At 72.3% G+C, this 15,315-nt stretch carries 11 protein-coding genes; 5 read left to right on the top strand and 6 right to left on the bottom strand.

The window, feature by feature from the left end:
- Nucleotides 1-30 precede the first annotated feature (30 nt).
- Both purM and purF read right to left on the bottom strand, forming a co-directional pair.
- Nucleotides 31-1,101, bottom strand: coding sequence for a phosphoribosylformylglycinamidine cyclo-ligase (purM, locus tag BM236_RS03620; RefSeq protein WP_245750112.1), 1,071 nt, complete (start codon nt 1,099-1,101; stop codon nt 31-33).
- Nucleotides 1,102-1,130: 29 nt separating this feature from the next.
- Complete coding sequence (purF, locus tag BM236_RS03625; protein WP_091120328.1) at nt 1,131-2,591, bottom strand: amidophosphoribosyltransferase; 1,461 nt, start codon at nt 2,589-2,591, stop codon at nt 1,131-1,133.
- Nucleotides 2,592-2,742: 151 nt separating this feature from the next.
- Here purF and BM236_RS03630 point away from each other — a divergent pair, with 151 nt between their 5' ends.
- From BM236_RS03630 to BM236_RS03640, 3 genes are all read left to right on the top strand, one after another.
- Nucleotides 2,743-4,521, top strand: coding sequence for a sensor histidine kinase (locus BM236_RS03630; RefSeq protein WP_091120331.1), 1,779 nt, complete (start codon nt 2,743-2,745; stop codon nt 4,519-4,521).
- Nucleotides 4,518-6,308, top strand: coding sequence for a sensor histidine kinase (locus BM236_RS03635; protein ID WP_091120333.1), 1,791 nt, complete (start codon nt 4,518-4,520; stop codon nt 6,306-6,308). The genes BM236_RS03630 and BM236_RS03635 overlap by 4 nt, the downstream gene beginning before the upstream one ends.
- Nucleotides 6,309-6,450: 142 nt before the next feature.
- A complete protein-coding gene (locus tag BM236_RS03640; protein WP_091120336.1) occupies nt 6,451-8,211 on the top strand; it encodes a sensor histidine kinase in 1,761 nt (586 codons plus the stop codon).
- Between the two features lie 7 nt (nt 8,212-8,218).
- Here the strand turns inward: BM236_RS03640 and BM236_RS03645 are convergent, their stop codons facing one another.
- Both BM236_RS03645 and BM236_RS03650 read right to left on the bottom strand, forming a co-directional pair.
- Nucleotides 8,219-9,565, bottom strand: a complete 1,347-nt coding sequence (locus BM236_RS03645; RefSeq protein ID WP_091120339.1) for a dipeptidase — start codon at nt 9,563-9,565, stop codon at nt 8,219-8,221.
- A gap of 45 nt (nt 9,566-9,610) precedes the next feature.
- Nucleotides 9,611-9,967 (bottom strand): sterol carrier family protein, encoded by a 357-nt coding sequence (locus BM236_RS03650; RefSeq protein ID WP_091120342.1) that lies wholly within the window; start codon nt 9,965-9,967, stop codon nt 9,611-9,613.
- A gap of 22 nt (nt 9,968-9,989) precedes the next feature.
- On the opposite strand from BM236_RS03650, the gene BM236_RS03655 reads away from it, so the two are divergent.
- Nucleotides 9,990-10,697, top strand: a complete 708-nt coding sequence (locus tag BM236_RS03655; RefSeq protein ID WP_091120344.1) for an AIM24 family protein — start codon at nt 9,990-9,992, stop codon at nt 10,695-10,697.
- A 12-nt stretch (nt 10,698-10,709) separates the two neighbouring features.
- Here BM236_RS03655 and purL read toward each other — a convergent pair whose 3' ends face one another.
- Nucleotides 10,710-13,028 carry a phosphoribosylformylglycinamidine synthase subunit PurL gene (purL, locus tag BM236_RS03660; RefSeq protein ID WP_425434181.1) on the bottom strand — a complete coding sequence of 773 codons (2,319 nt, stop codon included), beginning with the start codon at nt 13,026-13,028 and terminating at the stop codon, nt 10,710-10,712.
- Nucleotides 13,029-13,110: 82 nt separating this feature from the next.
- The gene (locus BM236_RS03665) at nt 13,111-13,659 is read right to left on the bottom strand and encodes a TetR/AcrR family transcriptional regulator (RefSeq protein WP_091120346.1); all 549 of its coding nucleotides are present in this window, start codon (nt 13,657-13,659) and stop codon (nt 13,111-13,113) included.
- Between the two features lie 160 nt (nt 13,660-13,819).
- Here BM236_RS03665 and BM236_RS03670 point away from each other — a divergent pair, with 160 nt between their 5' ends.
- Nucleotides 13,820-15,265 carry an MFS transporter gene (locus BM236_RS03670; RefSeq protein ID WP_091120349.1) on the top strand — a complete coding sequence of 482 codons (1,446 nt, stop codon included), beginning with the start codon at nt 13,820-13,822 and terminating at the stop codon, nt 15,263-15,265.
- The last annotated feature ends 50 nt before the right edge of the window (nt 15,266-15,315 follow it).

Here is a 15,315-nt window from a genome sequence, read left to right on the forward strand (position 1 = left end):
GCGAACGACGCTCGCGGCCCGGTCCGACGCTCACCAGCCGGGGTGCTGACCGACCAGTCGGACACGTCCCTCGTCGCCCTCGGCCGCCTTCGTGACGGCGCCGGCGACCCAGGCGTCGATGCCCGACTCGGAGAGCAGCGCGATGGTCCTGTCGACCTCCGCAGCGGGCGTGAGCGCGACCATGCCGACGCCCTGGTTGAGGGTCGCCTCCAGGTCCGGCAGGGGTACGTCGCCCACGCGCTTGACCAGCGAGAAGACCGGGGCCGGGGTCCACGTCTCGCGCTCGATCGTGGCGGTCAGCTCGCGCGGCATCACCCGCGCCAGGTTGGCCGCGAGGCCACCACCGGTGACGTGCGACATCGCGTGGACGCCCGTCTCGCGGGCGACCCGGAGGCACGCCTTGGCGTAGATCCGGGTGGGGACGAGCAGCTCCTCGCCGAGGGTCCGGCCGAGCTCGTCGACGTGGGCCTCCAGGTCGAGGCGACCGGGGCCGTCGGCGTTGAGCAGCACGTGACGGACCAGCGAGTAGCCGTTGGAGTGCAGACCCGAGGAGGCCATCGCCACCACGACGTCGCCGTCCTCCACGAGGTGCGAGCCGAGCAGGTCGTCGGCCTCGACCACGCCCGTCGTCGCGCCGGCGACGTCGTACTCGTCGGGCGCGAGAAGACCGGGATGCTCGGCCGTCTCGCCGCCGACCAGCGCGGCGCCGGCCTCGACGCAGGCGGAGGCGATGCCCTTGACGATCGCCGCGATCTTCTCGGGCACGACCTTGCCGGTCGCGATGTAGTCGGTCATGAAGAGCGGCTCGGCCCCGCAGACGACGAGGTCGTCGACGACCATGCCGACCAGGTCGTAGCCGATGGTGTCGTGGACGTCCATCCGGCGGGCGATCTCGACCTTGGTGCCGACGCCGTCCGTCGACGTGGCCAGCAGCGGCCGCCTGTAGCGCAGCAGCGCGGAGGCGTCGAAGAGGCCGGCGAAGCCGCCCAGACCACCCAGCACCTCGGGGCGGCGGGCCTTCTCGACCCACTCCTTCATGAGGTCGATCGCCCGGTCGGCGGCCTCGATGTCGACGCCGGCGGCGGCGTAGGCGTTGGTCACTGGGAGGACTCCGATCAGGGAGGTCGGGGCTACGGGTTGTTGAGGACGGGGAGCGCCTTGCCGAGCGTCCGGCCCTGCAGCGACACCTCGAGCAGATGCTTGCCGAGCAGGCTCTCGTCGGGCAGGTCGACCGGGTACTCACCGGTGAAGCAGGCGGTGCACAGCGACGACATCGGCTGTCGGGTGGCCTCGACCATGCCCTCGAGCGAGATGTAGCCGAGCGAGTCGGCGCCGACCGAGTTGGCGATCTCGTCGACGTCGAGGCCGTTGGCGATCAGCTCGGCGCGGGTGGCGAAGTCGATGCCGTAGAAGCACGGCCACTTCACCGGCGGACTGGAGATCCGCACGTGCACCTCGAGGGCGCCGGCCTCGCGCAGCATCCGCACCTGGGCGCGCTGGGTGTTGCCACGCACGATGGAGTCGTCGACCACGACGATCCGCTTGCCGCGGATCATGTGCTCGAGCGCGTTGAGCTTGAGCCGGATGCCGAGCTGGCGCAGCGTCTGGGACGGCTGGATGAAGGTGCGGCCGACGTAGGAGTTCTTCACGAAGCCCTGGCCGAAGGGGATGCCGCTCTCCTCGGCGTACCCGGTGGCGGCCGGGGTGCCGGACTCGGGCACCGGCATCACCAGGTCGGCGTCGACCGGGAACTCGCGGGCGAGCTGGCGGCCCATCTCCACGCGCGCCTCGTGGACGCCACGGCCGGCGATGTCGGCGTCGGGGCGGGCGAGATAGACGTACTCGAAGACGCAGCCCTTGCGCTCGGGCTCGGCGAACCTGCGCGACCGCAGGCCGTCGGAGTTGATGACGAGGAGCTCGCCCGGCTCGATCTCGCGCACGACGCTGGCGCCGACGGTGGCCAGCGCGGCGTCCTCGGAGGCGACGACCCAGCCGCGGTCGAGCCGACCGAGGACGAGCGGACGCATGCCCTGCGGATCGCGGGCGGCGTAGAGCGTGTCCTCGTCCATCCAGACCAGGCAGAAGGCGCCGCGCACCGACGGGAGCACCTCGATCGCGCGCTCCTCGAGGCTCTGGTCGGGGTGGTGCGCGAGCAGCTCGGTGAGCAGGCTCGTGTCGTTGGTCGAGACCGGGCCGCTCCCCCGGTGGAGGTCGAGCTCGTCGATCGGGTGGGGCAGGTCGGCCGCCATCTGCCGTAGCTCGAGGGTGTTGACCATGTTGCCGTTGTGGCCGAGCGCGATGGAGCCGTGCGAGGACGGCCGGAAGGTCGGCTGGGCGTTCTGCCAGGTGCTCGCCCCGGTCGTGGAGTAGCGCGCGTGGCCGATGGCGACGTGGCCCTGCAGGGAGTCGAGGGTCGACTCGTCGAAGACCTGGGAGACGAGTCCCATGTCCTTGTAGACGAGGATCTGCCGCCCGTTGCTCACCGCGATGCCGGCCGACTCCTGGCCGCGGTGCTGCAGCGAGTAGAGACCGAAGTACGTGAGCTTGGCAACTTCCTCGCCAGGGGCCCAAACCCCGAAAACGCCGCACACACCGGCTAGTCTAGGGCCGAGTACGACGTACGCCGATTCCGCATCTCGTCGCCGCCGGTCCTGCCGACGCGCGGATGCGTGGTGGGCGGGGTCTCACTGCCGTGCTCTCTCGGGCGATCAACTCCCAGCCCGTTTGACCGATGGTGAAGGTATGTCCGACCCTGCTGTGCTCGCGGAGCCGGCGACCGCATCCGGCCGCTGGCTCGATGACGTGACGCGCTCCGCGCTGCAGCTGATCGCCGACGCGCTGGTCGAGCTGGCCGGGTTCGAGGTCGCCGCCATCGGCGTGGTCCGCGACGACGAGATGTTCCACACGGCCGTGGTCAGCGGCGGCGAGGACGCCCGCGCCCGGATGTCCGGCGCGGCGGCTGCGACCGCCACGATCGACGCCGAGCTCGCGCGCGGCGAGGCCTGGGGACGGTTCACGTTCGTGCCGGCCGACCGCCGGACCCATGCGCGCGAACCCGCCGCGCCTCACCGGCCGGGCACGGAGGACAGCTGGCACCCGGGTGACCTGCTGCTCGCCCGCCTGTACGACAGCGCCGGCGAGCTGCGCGGTGTCCTCGCGATCGACGAGCCGGAGGACGGCCGACGCCCCGGGTCCGAGCGCCGCGTCGTGCTGGAGCGCTTCGCCACCCTGGCCGAGCGGGCCATCGTCAGCGCGCTCGAACGAGCACGCCTCGTCGACCAGGTGCGTCTGCTCGACGCCACCCGCGACGTCATCCGCCAGGCCTCCAGCAGCATCGGCCTGCAGGACGTCCTCGAGCGCACCGGCCAGGCACTGCTGGCGTCGTACGGCTCGACCGGGGTGTGGCTGCGACTGTTCGGCGTCGAGGACGGAGCTGTCATCTCCAGCGCCTTCAGCGGTCCGCGGCTGGACCGTAGCCTCGGCGCCGACGAGATCGCCGAGCGCGCTGCGCACAAGCTGTGGAACCGCCAGCAGGTCGGTGCGCTCTACGCCGACGACGTGGTCAACTTCGACGACACCGAGGACCGACGCACCGTGCAGGCGTCCGTGCGGGAGCTGGGGATCGGCTCGCTCCTCCTCGTGCCGCTCGGGGTCGGCGACGAATGCCTGGGCTCGCTGACGGTGGCGCGGTCGCCTTCGGCGCCACGGTGGACGGCGGTCGAGATGTCCTCCGCGTTCGCGCTCGGCGGCGACCTGGGACAGCTGCTCTTCGACGCCCGGGCCTACGAGCGCGAGCAGCAGGTGGCCCAGGAGCTGCAGGCGCTCGACGCCTACAAGAACCAGCTGATCACCAACGTGACAGGAGAGCTGCGCCGCCCGCTCTCGGCCATCGTCGCCGACCTGGAGGCGATCCGGGGCGGGTCGTTGTCGGCCGACGCCGGCCAGGCGTTGGGCGCGATGGACCGTACGACGGCCAGGATGGTCGGGCTGGTCGAGGACCTCGTGCTGCTCTCCCGTGTCACCGACCCCGACAACAGGCTGCAGCCGGGCCGCGTCGAGCTCGTCCCGATCGTGCACGACGTCGTCGAGCTGTGCGAGGTGGCGACCAGGGAGCGCGGCGTGACCCTCCGCGTCCAGACGCCGGCCACCCTGCCGGTGGCGGTCCTCGGCGACGCCGCCGAGCTCGACCGCCTCGTGGTCAACCTGGTGAGCAACGCCGTGAAGTACAGCCGCGAGGGCGGCACGGTGACGATCACGCTCGCGGCGCGCCGTGAGGACGACCAGGACCTGGTCGAGCTGGTCGTCGCCGACGACGGGATCGGCATCTCCGAGGAGGACCTGGGCCGGCTCTTCACGGAGTTCTTCCGGTCGACGAACCCGGCCGCGCTCGCCCGACCGGGGACGGGGCTGGGTCTCGCGATCGTCGACCGGATCGTGCGGCGCCACGGCGGCCGGATCGCTGTCGACTCGACCGTGGCCGTGGGCACGACCTTCCGCGTCCTCCTCCCGGAGGCGCCATGAGCACGCGCCCCGCCGTGGCCACGGCCGTCGCAGCGAGCCCGCCGGCGGCCGCCCGACCCTTCCACGACGCGCTCCAGATCATCGCCGAGGGGCTCACCGAGCTGGTCGGCTTCGGCATGGCCGTCATCAACGTGCGGCGCGGCGACGACTTCGTCGTGGTCGCCATCGCGGGCATCGACGGCGCCCGCCGGCCCGACGGCACGCGGGAGAGCATGGACGCGCTGCTCGGGAACCGATGGCCGGTCGACAAGCTCGAGCAGCTGCTCGCCGTCGCCGACGACTGGGGCCGGTTCAAGTTCATCCCCCGCGGCCGCATCAGCGGCAGCTGGAGCTGGGAGCACGAGCCGGCCGTCGTCGCGAGCCCCGACGCCTGGCACCCCAACGACGGCGCGGTCGCGCCGATCTACGACGCGGACGGCGTGCTCGTGGGCTCGATCTCGGTCGACAGCCCGCTCACGGGCCGCCTCCCGGACGCCGCGCAGCGGCGGGTCATGGACAACTACGCCGCCGAGGCCGCCAACGTCCTCCTCGCCGCGCTCGACCGTGAGGCGCTCGCCCGACGGCTCGAGCTCACGCAGGGTGCCCGGCAGCTGGTCCGGACCGCATCGCGCAACGTGCCGTTCGAGACGCTCCTGAGCGAAACGGGCCCGGCCTTCCTCGAGGCCTTCGACGCGGCAGGGATGTGGCTGCGGATCCACGGCAGCGAGGAACCGCTGATCGCCACCACCCCCTGGGAGGTCCCCACGCTGCCGACGCCGGAGGTCGCGGCAGCCGTCGCCGCGGCGTCCGACGAGCTCTGGAGGCGACAGCAGTCCGCGGCGGTCTATGCCGACGGTCGCCTGGTCAACTCGGTGCTCCCGCCCGAGGAGTGCGCAGCGATCCGGAGGCTGCTCGCCGACGGCGGCGTCAGCTCGGTGCTGCACGCCCCGGTCGGCGACGACGGCAGCGGGCTGGGCTCGCTGATCCTCGCGCGCAATGCCGGGCAGCCGGACTGGTCGGTGACCGAGCTGGAGGAGGCCCTCGAGGTCGGCCGCGACATCGGCCGGGTGATCCGCAACCGCCGGATCCTGGCCCGCGCCCAGGAGCTGGTCCGCGAGCTGAGCGAGCTCGACTCGCACAAGAGTCGCCTGATCGCGACGGTCTCCCACGAGCTGAGGAACCCGCTCACCGTGCTCCAGGCCAATCGGGACGTGCTCGAGCCGGAGGTCGCCGAGCCCGCCGTCCTGGCGCGCCTCTCCGACGTCGACGCGAACGCCCAGCGGATGGGCCGGGTCGTCGACAACCTCCTCCTCCTCGCCAAGCTGGCCGACCCGGCGACGCCGCACGTCGAGCGCGACGTCGACCTGCACTCGGTGCTCGCCCAGGTCGAGGGCGCCTTCGCCGCGTCGATGCGCCAGCGGCGGATCACGCTGCAGCTCACCACGCCGGAGGAGCCGCTGACCGTCCGCGGCGCCGAGGACGAGCTGCGCATCCTGCTCGCCAACGTGATCGGCAACGGCATCAAGTTCAGCGACGACGGAGGCCACGTCGAGGTGACGGTGTCGACCCGTGGCCGGGCCATCGAGGTCGTGGTCACCGACCACGGAATCGGCATCGCGTCGCAGGACCAGGCCCGGCTCTTCAGCGACTTCTTCCGCTCCGAGGAACCCGCCGCCAGGTCCCGCCCCGGCAGCGGGCTGGGCCTCGCGATCGTCGGCAGGATCCTGCGTCGGCACGGCGGCCGGGCCGAGGTGACCTCGACCCCCGGGCAGGGCAGCACCTTCCGGCTCGTCCTCCCGCGGCGCTGACCGACCCTGGATCGGCGCCGCACCGGCGCGAAGCGACGAACCGCCGGTAGGCGACGGCACGCCCCGCGCAAGCGTTCGAAAGGTGGGGGATCCCCCCACCCCGGGCCTACGCTGGAGTCCCGACGCCCGAGCGGAACCCGCGATGCCGCCTCCCCTCTCCGACCTGCTGCCCTGGAGCACCAGCGACTGGTCCGACGCCTCCATGGGCGAGTGCCTCGCCCTGGGGGCCGAAGCGCTGTGCACCTGGGGTGGCTTCGGGTTCGCCGAGATCCTGGTCCTGCGCGACGACGCGGTCATCCCCGTGGCCCGGGCCGGCTGGAGTGCCGTCACGGCGAGCGGGGCGTCGTCCGGCACGCTCGGCACCCGCCGACCCATGCAGATCCTCGATCGGCTGCTGCCGTCGGGGGCCGGCGGTCTGCAGCACCTGCGCGGCGCCGACGCCGAGGCCGCACGCGCCTGGGCGTCGTACGAGCGGACGGAGGCGGCGGACGGCGACCTGCTCCTGATGCCGGTCCGAGACCGGACCGATCGCCTGGCCGGCCTCGTCCTGATGGGCCGGCCCACCGGACCGTCGGAGGCCCTGGAGGAGCGGCTGCCGGGCCTGGAGCGCTACGCCGCCCAGGCCGGACACGTCCTCCTCGTCGCGCTGGAGCGCGAGGCGGCGAGCGAGCGCCTGCGGCTCGCGGCGGCGGCCCGCCGGGTGCTCGCGCACGCCGCCGACGGCGACTCCCCCGAGGACGTCCTCGCCGACGTGGCCGACGACCTGATCACCGCCTTCCAGCTCGTCGGCCTCCGGATCAGCGTGTTCGAGGGCGACGAGCGGCGCATCCTCTTCGAGACGACGCCGGTCGGTGCGTTCGACGAGGAGGTCCTGCGCATCTCCGGCCGCTCGACCGAGTGGCTCTGGGAGCAGCATCTGGTCGGTGTCGTCGGCCGCGACCAGGTGCTCAACTTCAACGGCTCGACCGCCGACCTGGAGCAGATCCGGGGCGTCGTCCTCGACCTCGACCTCGAGTCGATCCTGCTCGTGCCGCTGGGCGCGGGCAGCGTCTGCCTGGGCGGGATGGCCTTCTTCCGCCCGGTGGCGGCGGCGCGCTGGACGCGGATGGAGTGCGAGGCGGCCCAGGAGATCGGACGTGATCTCGGCCGGCTGCTCAGCATCCGTCGGGCGCTCCTCGTCGAGCAGGACGCGGTCGAGGAGCTGCGCGAGCTGGACGTCTACAAGAGCCGTCTGATCGCCACCGTCGCCCACGAGCTCAGGAACCCGATCGCGGTGACCCGGACCCGGCTCGAGACGCTGGCCGAGCTGGTGGACGGCGCGGACCACGGGGCCGGCGACGCCGGCCAGGCGCTGGACGCGATGAGCCGCGCGGCGGCGAGGATGTCGCGGCTGGTCGAGGACCTCCTCCTGCTCGCCAAGGCCAGCGACCCCACCGCCGAGGACCACGAGCCCACCGACCTCACACCGCACGTCGTCTCGACGGTCCAGCTCGTCCTCGACTCCGCCGACCGGCCGGTAGGCGCGGTCCACCTCGACGTGCCCGACGAACCCGTCGTCGCACCGGTCGACCCGAGCGCGTTCGAGAAGGTCGTCGCCAACCTGGTCGGCAACGCGGTCAAGTACACGCCGCCGGACCGCGGCGTCCGGGTCTCGCTCCTCCGGCAGGACGGACGCGTCGTGCTCCGGGTGCGCGACGAAGGCATCGGCATCGCGCCCGAGGACCAGGCGCGGGTCTTCGGCGAGTTCTTCCGCTCCGCCGACCCCGCCGTGCGCCAGCAGCCCGGCACCGGGCTCGGCCTGGCCATCGTGGAGCGGATCGTCACCAACCACGGCGGGCGCGTCGAGCTCGAGTCCACACCCGGCCGGGGCAGCACCTTCACCGTGGTGCTGCCGGCCGGCTGAGCGCCTCTCAGGCGCCGAGGTTGCGGAGCAGCAGCGTCTCGGCGAGCACCACCTTGGCGAACTCGGCCAGGTGCAGGCCCTCGTTGGGGCCGTGTGCGCGGGTGTCCGGGTCCTCGACGCCGGTCACCAGCACGCTCGCGGCCGGGAACGCCTCCAGGAACTCGGCGATGAAGGGGATCGAACCGCCGACGCCCATGTCGATCGGCGCGGTGCCGTCCCACGCCTCGGTGAAGGCGGCACGCGCGGCGTCGTACGCCGGGCCGCTGGCCTCGAGCGCGATCGGCTCGCCGGTGTCGACGACCGTCGTCGAGAGCTGCGCACCCCACGGGACGTGGGCCCGCAGGTGCTCCTCGAGCCGTGCGACGGCGTTCGCCGAGGTGTCGCCGGGTGCGATCCGGATCGTGACGCGCGCGCGGGCCACGGGGCTCAGGGTGTTGGACGCGCCGGCGACCTTCGGGGCGTCGAAGCCGGTGACGGTGATGGCCGGCTTGGTCCACATCCGCTCGACCATGGAGCCCTCGCCGACCCACTGGACGCCGTCGAGGATGCCGGACTCGGCCGTGAGCCGCTCCTCGGGGTAGTCGACGTCGGTGGCCGGGCCGCCGACCAGGCCTGCGACGGCCGGGCCGCCATCCGCGGTCCACAGCGTGTCGAGCAGACGGATCAGGCCCATGATGGCGTCCGGGGCGAGGCCGCCCCACATGCCGGAGTGGACGGCGTGGTCGAGGGTGCGCAGCTCGACGTCGACGCGGATCAGGCCGCGCAGGCTCGTGGTCAGAGCCGGGACGCCGATGTCCCAGTTGCCGGAGTCGGCGATGACGATGACGTCGGCGCGCAGGTCGTCCTGGAACTGCTCGAGCAGCTGGGGCAGCGTCGCCGAGGCGACCTCCTCCTCGCCCTCGATGAAGAGCCGGACCGTGACCGGCAGGTCGTCACCCAGCGCCCGGAGCGCGCCGAGGTGAGCGGCGATGCCGGCCTTGTCGTCGGCCGCGCCGCGCCCGTAGAGCCGGTCGCCACGGACGGTGGGCTCGAACGGCGCCGTCTCCCAGTCCGCGTGGTCGTTCTCGGGCTGCACGTCGTGGTGGGCGTAGAGCAGCACCGTCGGCGCGCCCTCGGGGCCCTTCTTCTCACCGATCACCGCGGGCGGCGCCCCGTCGAAGGCGCGCACGATCCGGGCGTCGACGCCCTCCGCGACGAAGAGCTCGAGCGTCTTCTCCGCACTCTTCTCGACCTCGCCGAGCCGCTCGGGGTCGGCGCTGACCGACTCGATCCGGACGAGGTCCTTGAGGTCCTCGAGCAGCGTGGGAAGGAGCGCGTCGACGCGACCGCCGAGGTCGGTGGGGTTCGAGGTCATGGCCTCAGATTATTCGGAGCCCTCCCGTCGGCCACATGGCGGCCCTCAGAGAGGCAGGTACGCCGTCAGGTCGGTGCGCTCCCCGCTCGCACTCACCCGCCCGGCAGCCACCGCATCCCGCCAGGCGACCTGCCCGGACGCGACGCTGATCCAGGTCTCGGCGTCGGTCTCGACGACGGCCGGAGGGGTGCCCCGGGTGTGGCGCACCCCCTCGATGCACTGGACCGCGGCGTACGGCGGGACGCGCACCTCGACGCTGCGCCCCGGCGCCTTGGCCTCCAGCAGGGCGAGGTAGTGCTTGGTCAGCAGCCGCAGGTCGGCCTTGTCCGCGCCGCCAGCACGGACGTGGGCGAGAGCGGCCGAGACTTCGGCGGGATCTGCAGGTCTGAGGCGCGCGGGCACCCGACAACCCTAGGCTGGCGCGATGCAGAGCGATCTCTTCGGCCAGGCCAACCTCGAGGTGGAGGGCGGCCGCTTCATGCTCCAGAACCCCCAGCTGCTGCGGGTCTCCCTCGGCCCCGACGTCTTGTCCGTCAAGGGCGCGATGGTGGCCTACCAGGGCCAGATCCGCTTCGACCACGAGAAAGCGGGCAGCGTCGGCAAGCTGCTCAAGAAGATCGTCACCTCTGAGGACGTCCCGCTGATGCGCGTCTCCGGGCAGGGCGAGGTGTTCTTCGCACACGACGCCGGCTTCGTCTACGTGATCGACCTGGCCGGCGACGCGATCAGCGTCAACGGCCGCAACCTGCTCGCCTTCGACGCCGGTCTGACCTGGGACATCAACCGCGTGCAGGGCGCCGGCATGATGGCCGGCGGGCTGTTCAACACCACCGTCTCCGGGACCGGGCCGGTCGCGCTGTGCACCGTCGGCTCGCCGGTCGTCCTGGACTGCACCCAGCAGCCGACGTACGTCGACGTGCAGTCCTGCGTCGCCTGGTCGGCCAACCTCGTCCCGCAGGTCGTGTCGAGCATGAACATGAAGTCACTGCTGCGCGGCGGCTCGGGCGAGGCGTTCCAGTACTCCTTCCACGGCCCCGGCTTCGTCGTCGTGCAGCCCTCGGAGTGGGCGCCGATCACGCAGGGTCAGTCCCGCGGCGGCTCCGGCGGCATCATCGGCGACCTCTTCAGCTGAGCCGAGTCGGCGTCAGGCGTCGGGGGTGAACTCCGCGTTGAGGGCGTCGGGGAGGGTGGCCCGCCAGGCCTCGGCGAGCTCGGCGACCGGGACCTCGAACTGGCCCTCGACCTTGATGAGGTCGCCGCCGGTCACGCCGATCTCGGTCACCACGACGCCGTGCTCGGAGGCGAGGCGCAGCAGCGCGTCGCCGTCGTGCAGGTGGGTGGTGACCAGGACCCGGCCGGCGGACTCGGCGAAGAGCGCGACGAACGGGTCGGCGTAGGCAGGAGCGAGGGCGATCTCGGCACCGATCCCGGACTGGATCGCCGACTCGGCGAGCGCCTGGGAGAGGCCGCCGTCGGACAGGTCGTGGGCCGAGGTGACGACGCCGGCAGCGGCGCGCAGCAGAGCGCCCAGCGCCTTCTCCCCGGCCAGGTCGACCCGCGGCGGGAGGCCACCGAGGTGACCGTGCACGACGTGCGCCCACTCGGACCCGGAGAGCTCCTCACGGGTCTCGCCGAGCACGAAGACGCGCTCGCCGGGAGCGACGAACCGCGAGGGGGTACGCCGGGTGACGTCGTCGATGACACCCAGCACCGCGACGACCGGCGTCGGCAGGATGGCGACGTCGCCGGTCTGGTTGTAGAGCGACACGTTGCCGCCGGTGACCGGGACGCCGAGCTCGAGGCAGGCGTCCTTGAGGCCGCGGCAGGCCTCGGCGAACTGCCACATGACCGCGGGGTCCTCCGGCGAGCCGAAGTTGAGGCAGTCCGAGACCGCGAGCGGGATGGCGCCGACGGTCGCGACGTTGCGGTAGGACTCGGCGAGGGCGAGCTGTGCGCCGGCGTACGGGTCGAGCTTGGCGTAGCGACCGTTGCCGTCGGTGGAGATGGCGACGCCGAGGTTGGTGGACTCGTCGACGCGGATCATGCCGCTGTCGGCGGGTGAGGCGAGCACGGTGTTGCCGCGGACGTAGTGGTCGTACTGCTGGGTGATCCAGGACTTGTCGCAGAGGTTGGGCGACGCGACGAGGGTCAGCCAGGTCGAGCGCAGCTCCTCGGGGGTCGACGGGCGCGCCAGGGCCTCGGCGGCGTCGGCCTGGAGGCCGTCCTGCCAGTCGGGGCGCGCGAGCGGACGCTCGTAGACCGGGCCCTCGTGGGCGACGGTGCGCGGGTCGACGTCGACGATCGTCTCGCCGCTCCAGTCGATGACGAGGCGGCCGTCGCCGGTGACGGTGCCGATGGTCGCGGCCTCGACGTCCCACTTGGCACAGATCGCCATGAACGTCGCCTCGTCCTCGGGCGCGACGACGGCCATCATCCGCTCCTGCGACTCGCTCATGAGGATCTCCTCGGGAGCGAGCGTGGCGTCGCGCAGCGGGACCTTGGTCAGCTCGACGTGCATGCCGCCGTCACCGGCCGCGGCCAGCTCGGAGGTCGCGCACGAGATCCCGGCGGCGCCGAAGTCCTGGATGCCGCGGACGATCCCCGAGGCGAAGAGCTCGAGCGTGCACTCGATGAGGAGCTTCTCCATGAAGGGGTCACCGACCTGGACCGACGGTCGCTTCGCCGGCCCGTCCTCGTCGAACTCGACCGACGCCAGGATGGAGGCGCCGCCGATCCCGTCCCCCCCGGTGCGGGCGCCGTACATGATCACGAGGTTGCCCGCGCCGGACGCCTTGGCCAGGTGGAGGTCCTCGTGCTTGAGAACGCCGACGGCGAGCGCGTTGACGAGCGGGTTGCCGAGGTAGGTCTCGTCGAAGACGGCCTCGCCACCGATGTTGGGCAGGCCGAGGCAGTTGCCGTAGCCGCCGACGCCGGCCACGATCCCGGGCAGCACCCGGTGGGTGTCGGGCTCGGAGAGCGGGCCGAAGCGGAGCGGGTCCATGACGGCCACCGGGCGCGCGCCCATCGCGAGGATGTCGCGGACGATGCCGCCGATGCCCGTCGCGGCGCCCTGGTAGGGCTCGACGTAGGACGGGTGGTTGTGCGACTCGATCTTGAACGTGACCGCGTAGCCCTGACCGACGTCGATCACGCCCGCGTTCTCGCCGATCCCGGCGAGCATCCGGCCGGCGGCACCCGGGTCAGATCGCTGCTGCTGAGCGATCGAGTCCGCCAGCTCGCCGAACTGGCGCAGATGCACCTTGGAGGACTTGTAGGAGCAGTGCTCGCTCCACATGACGGAGTACATCGCCAGCTCGGCGCCGGTCGGGCGGCGGCCGAGGATCTTCCTGATGGCGTCGTACTCGTCCGACTTCAGGCCGAGCTCGGCCCAGGGCTGCGCCCGGTCGGGGTCTTCGCTGGCGGCTGCGACGGTGTCGAGGGCGATGATCGGGGCCGAGGTCACGGACGGCGATCCTACCGGCGCGGGGCGCGTTCCCCGAGTCGCCGACGAGCGGTGGACGCCCCGCCCGGACCGAGAGGCAGCCTCAGCGCAGGACGCCGTCGGCGACGACCTCGAGCATCGGCCGCACGGCCTCGGGCGGCAGGTTGCCCTGGTCGGCGACGCTGGCGATGCCGCCGATGAGCCGGAGCACCTCGAGCGCCTCCACGTTGGGGCGTACGGCGCCCTCGGACCGCAGCGAGTCGATGACCTTCGCGTTGGCGGTCGAGTAGGTCTGACACTTGTTCGCCATCGGGGACGTGGCGTCACCCAGCGCGGCCGTGATCTTGGCGGCCACTCCCTTGTGGACGGTCAGCCGGGCGGCGTACTCCTCGAACCAGGCCATCAGCCGGTCGCGGGCGTCGCCCTCGTGCGCGAGCGCCTTCTCGGCGGACTCGTTGACGCTGGCGATCCAGTTCTGCATCACCGCGTCGATGAGCGCCTCCCGGGTCGGGAAGTGCCGGTAGAGGGTGCCCGGGCCGACGCCCGCCTGCTTGGCGATGTCGTCCAGCGGGGCGTCGTAGCCCTTCGAACGGAAGGTCGCGCCTGCCACCTCGACGATCCTGTCGAAGTTGCGCTTCGCGTCAGCGCGCATGTCGCTCCTTCCGAAGCCGGCCGGTCCTGGCTCTGTCGAGACGTCAGGAAAATACTACTTGCTAAACGGAGACAGTCTCCGTATCGTTGTGAAGGTAACCGGAGTCATCCTCCGGAACAGTCTACGTCGGCCTACCAGGCCAGAACAGGACAAACCCCAGATGTCTTCCACTGTGATCTCGCGCGCCCCGAACGGGGCGCACCTCCCGACCGAGCTGCCGCCGAACGCCGGACGCGCCGCCACCGGCATCGCGATCGTGCTCACCGCCCAGCTCATGCTCATCCTCGACGCCGCCGTCATGAACGTCGCGCTCCCGCGCATCGGCGCCGACCTCTCCTTCGGGCCCGCCTCACTGTCGTGGGTCCTCAACGGCTACACCGTCGCCTTCGGCGGCCTGCTGCTCCTCGGTGGCCGGATCGGCGACGTGTTCGGCCGTCGCCGCACCTTCTGGGGCGGCCTGGCGGTCTTCACGCTCTTCTCCCTGATCGGCGGCTTCGCCACCTCGCCGGAGATGCTCGTGGCCGCCCGCGCACTGCAGGGCGTCGGCGCCGCGATGGCCGCGCCGTCGGTGCTGGCCCTCCTGACGACCAGCGCCCCCGACGAGGCCGCCCGCAACCGGGCGCTCGCTCTGTTCGCCGCCGTCTCCTCGGGCGGTGCCACCATCGGCCTGCTGCTCGGTGGCATCCTCACCGACCTGGGGTCGTGGCGCTGGACGATGTTCATCAACGTCCCCATCGGTATCGCCGTTCTGGCCACCGTCCGTCGCTTCGTCGACGAGACGCCGCGCCGTCCGGGCCGCTTCGACTTCGTCGGGGCGATCGCGGCGACCGGCGCCGCCGTCAGCGTGGTCTGGGCGCTCATCGGCGCTCCCGAGCACGGCTGGGACTCGCTCCGCACCATCGGCGGGCTGCTGGTCGGCGCGCTCCTGGTGGCGCTCCTCGCCGTCACCGAGGCCCGGCACGCCCACCCGCTGCTGCGCCCGTCGCTGCTGCGCAGCCGGCGGCGCGTCACCGGCCTGATCGCGACCGCGACCATGGTCGGCGCCCAGTTCCCGCTGTTCTTCCTCGGTGTGCAGTACCTCGAGGACCAGCGCGGCTTCGGCCCGGTCGAGACCGGCCTGGCGTTCCTGCCCGTGTCGCTCGGGATCTTCGCGGTCTCCCGCCTCGCGCCGCGCCTCGTCGCGCGGTTCGGGCCCGCCCGGCTCGTGATGGTCGGCACCGCCGGCATCGGGCTGAGCTCCTACCTGCTCTCGGGCCTCGACGGGACCGGGTCCTACTGGGCGACGGTGTTCGTGCCGTTCCTGATCAACGGGGTCTCGGCCGGCCTGTCGTTCATGCCGCTGACCGTCCTCATCCTCACCGACGTCGAGCCGGAGCACGCCGGCTCCGCCTCGGGCCTGCTCCAGACGATGCAGCAGCTCGGCGGCTCGGTCGGCCTCGCCGTGGTGGCCTCGGTCTACGCAGCGAACGCCGAGCCGGGGTCGTTCATGCCGGGGGTCCAGGAGGCGTTCCTCGCCTCGGTCGCGATGGCGGCGATCGCCTGCGTCGCGGCGGGCTCGCTCGTCGTACGCCGTCCGCAGACCGTGCCGGTGGCCCAGCTCGACTGACCCCCGACCGACCGACGAGTCGGCAGAAGTTCGCCCACCCTTGCGAACTT

It is taken from the genome of Nocardioides terrae (assembly GCF_900112345.1).
GTDB classification, from domain to species: domain Bacteria; phylum Actinomycetota; class Actinomycetes; order Propionibacteriales; family Nocardioidaceae; genus Nocardioides; species Nocardioides terrae.

Bases quoted from the DNA above. Each gene is read 5' to 3' on its own strand.
- BM236_RS03630 (WP_091120331.1), top strand. From the start codon at position 2,743: ATGTCCGACCCTGCTGTGCTCGCGGAGCCGGCGACCGCATCCGGCCGC.
- BM236_RS03640 (WP_091120336.1), top strand. From the start codon at position 6,451: ATGCCGCCTCCCCTCTCCGACCTGCTGCCCTGGAGCACCAGCGACTGG.
- BM236_RS03670 (WP_091120349.1), top strand. From the start codon at position 13,820: ATGTCTTCCACTGTGATCTCGCGCGCCCCGAACGGGGCGCACCTCCCG.
- BM236_RS03635 (WP_091120333.1), top strand. From the start codon at position 4,518: ATGAGCACGCGCCCCGCCGTGGCCACGGCCGTCGCAGCGAGCCCGCCG.
- BM236_RS03645 (WP_091120339.1), bottom strand. From the start codon at position 9,565: ATGACCTCGAACCCCACCGACCTCGGCGGTCGCGTCGACGCGCTCCTT.
- BM236_RS03665 (WP_091120346.1), bottom strand. From the start codon at position 13,659: ATGCGCGCTGACGCGAAGCGCAACTTCGACAGGATCGTCGAGGTGGCA.
- BM236_RS03655 (WP_091120344.1), top strand. From the start codon at position 9,990: ATGCAGAGCGATCTCTTCGGCCAGGCCAACCTCGAGGTGGAGGGCGGC.